Here is a 1,649-nt window from a genome sequence, read left to right as displayed (position 1 = left end):
AGCCAATGACTAACTGTAATGGTTAAGATATGCCCACTAGTCACGGTGTGGATATAGAGACTGCGACAAGTAAGAGTGTTATGACGAAAGCGAGTTTAAAGATTACGTGTTGTATTTAGCTCCCAAAGTTGAGGTGACAAAGCGGGGGGTTGTAGCCCTGTTCCTACTGACAATAGGGTATCTACATTAGGAGTCGTGTGATGTGAAAGTATCAAGCACGGTTTGGAATTGGAGTTGGGGAAGGCGACTTCCCTTTCGACCATAACTACTTCTACGTTTAACAGCAGCAGTCCGTATATTGACCTTGAGATTCCCTTCCTTGCCTGGAGGTGAGTCCAAGCGTCGGGACATACAAACAGTTATTGGGTGTTCATGTCACCTTCATTTATCCAGACTCGGGGCTGGAACCCCACCAGGAGTTGATTTCAGGCATTGCAGCCTTATTTCTTCTCCTGAACGTTTCGCTCATATAAGAATATTTTACCATGCCCGACGACACTCCTGTTGCTATTGTCGATACTAATGAGGTTTATTGCCAATTTTATAATTTGGGACTAATTTCTTATCAACAGGCTTGGAGATGGCAGCAAGACTTAGTGGCCGATCGCATTAATTGTCCAAATTTAGAGGATATTTTGATTTTATTAGAACACCCGCCCGTTTATACCCTGGGACAGGGGGCTAGTTCTGAATTTCTCAAGTTTGACCCCCATGAGTCTGAATATGAACTGTACAGAGTTGAACGAGGGGGGGAAGTCACCTATCACTGTCCTGGCCAGTTGGTAGGATATCCGATTTTGAACCTGCGACGGCATCAAATGGACTTACATTGGTATTTGCGCCAACTAGAAGAAGTATTGATTCGGACAATTAGGGTTTGGGGAATTGAGTCCCAGCGCATCGAGGGTTTGACAGGGGTTTGGGTGGGGGAAACTAAAGTAGCAGCCATTGGGATTAAGGTCAGTCGCTGGATTACCATGCACGGGTTCGCCTTGAATGTTTGTCCTGACTTAACTGGATTTAAAGCGATCGTTCCCTGTGGTATTTCTGATTTCCCCGTAGGGAGTCTGGCTGAATTAGTCCCGGATATTTCCATCGAGCAAGTCCGGGATGTTCTCGCCGCCTGTTTTGCTGAAGTTTTTGGAGTCACCCTCGCCTGATTACAAGGGTCCGAAAAGGTGTAGGCACAGCGATGCCATAACTTGAGCCAAAGGAGCCCCACAAGGGGGGATGAGCCCATCAAAACTAAGATTTTGAAAGCGAGTTGCTGGGGTAGCAGCGAGTGCTTGCGGAAAGTTTCCTCCCATTGATTAGGAGATAGTCGGGGGATTAACCACTTGCCAAACTGGGCATATAAGGCTGGAATGACGGGGGAGGTCAAAGCCGTAGAGGTGAATAATCCTCCTAATACCACGATGGCGAGGGGTTGTAGAACTTCATTTCTGGTTCGGATTCTGTGCGTTCGCGCAGCGTGCCCGCCAGAAGTATCGCCAAGGGTAGCATTCCCAGAGCAGAAGTTAAAGCGGTCTGACCGATAGCGTGCAAACGTTCGCGGGGAGCCTTGAGTGATGACTTCTTTGAAGTGCATCCCTCTCCGGTTCGGATTCTTGTTGTAGTTATCCACCAACAGTAAACCATTGCGGACAGCC

1 protein-coding gene and 1 pseudogene are annotated in these 1,649 nt (G+C 47.7%); one reads left to right on the top strand and one right to left on the bottom strand.

What is annotated here, in order from left to right:
- Positions 1 to 485 precede the first annotated feature (485 nt).
- Complete coding sequence (lipB, locus tag B9T16_RS28485) at positions 486 to 1,160, top strand: lipoyl(octanoyl) transferase LipB (protein ID WP_006618337.1); 675 nt, start codon at positions 486 to 488, stop codon at positions 1,158 to 1,160.
- A gap of 161 nt (positions 1,161 to 1,321) precedes the next feature.
- Here the strand turns inward: lipB and B9T16_RS28480 are convergent.
- Positions 1,322 to 1,649, bottom strand: a pseudogene (locus B9T16_RS28480) (efflux RND transporter permease subunit); the annotation flags it as partial.

The organism is Arthrospira sp. PCC 8006, from assembly GCF_046480465.1.
Classification (GTDB): Bacteria; Cyanobacteriota; Cyanobacteriia; order Cyanobacteriales; family Microcoleaceae; genus Limnospira; species Limnospira platensis.
Note: the sequence above shows the minus strand (reverse complement) of the source record. Positions and strands in the feature narration are given on the sequence as shown.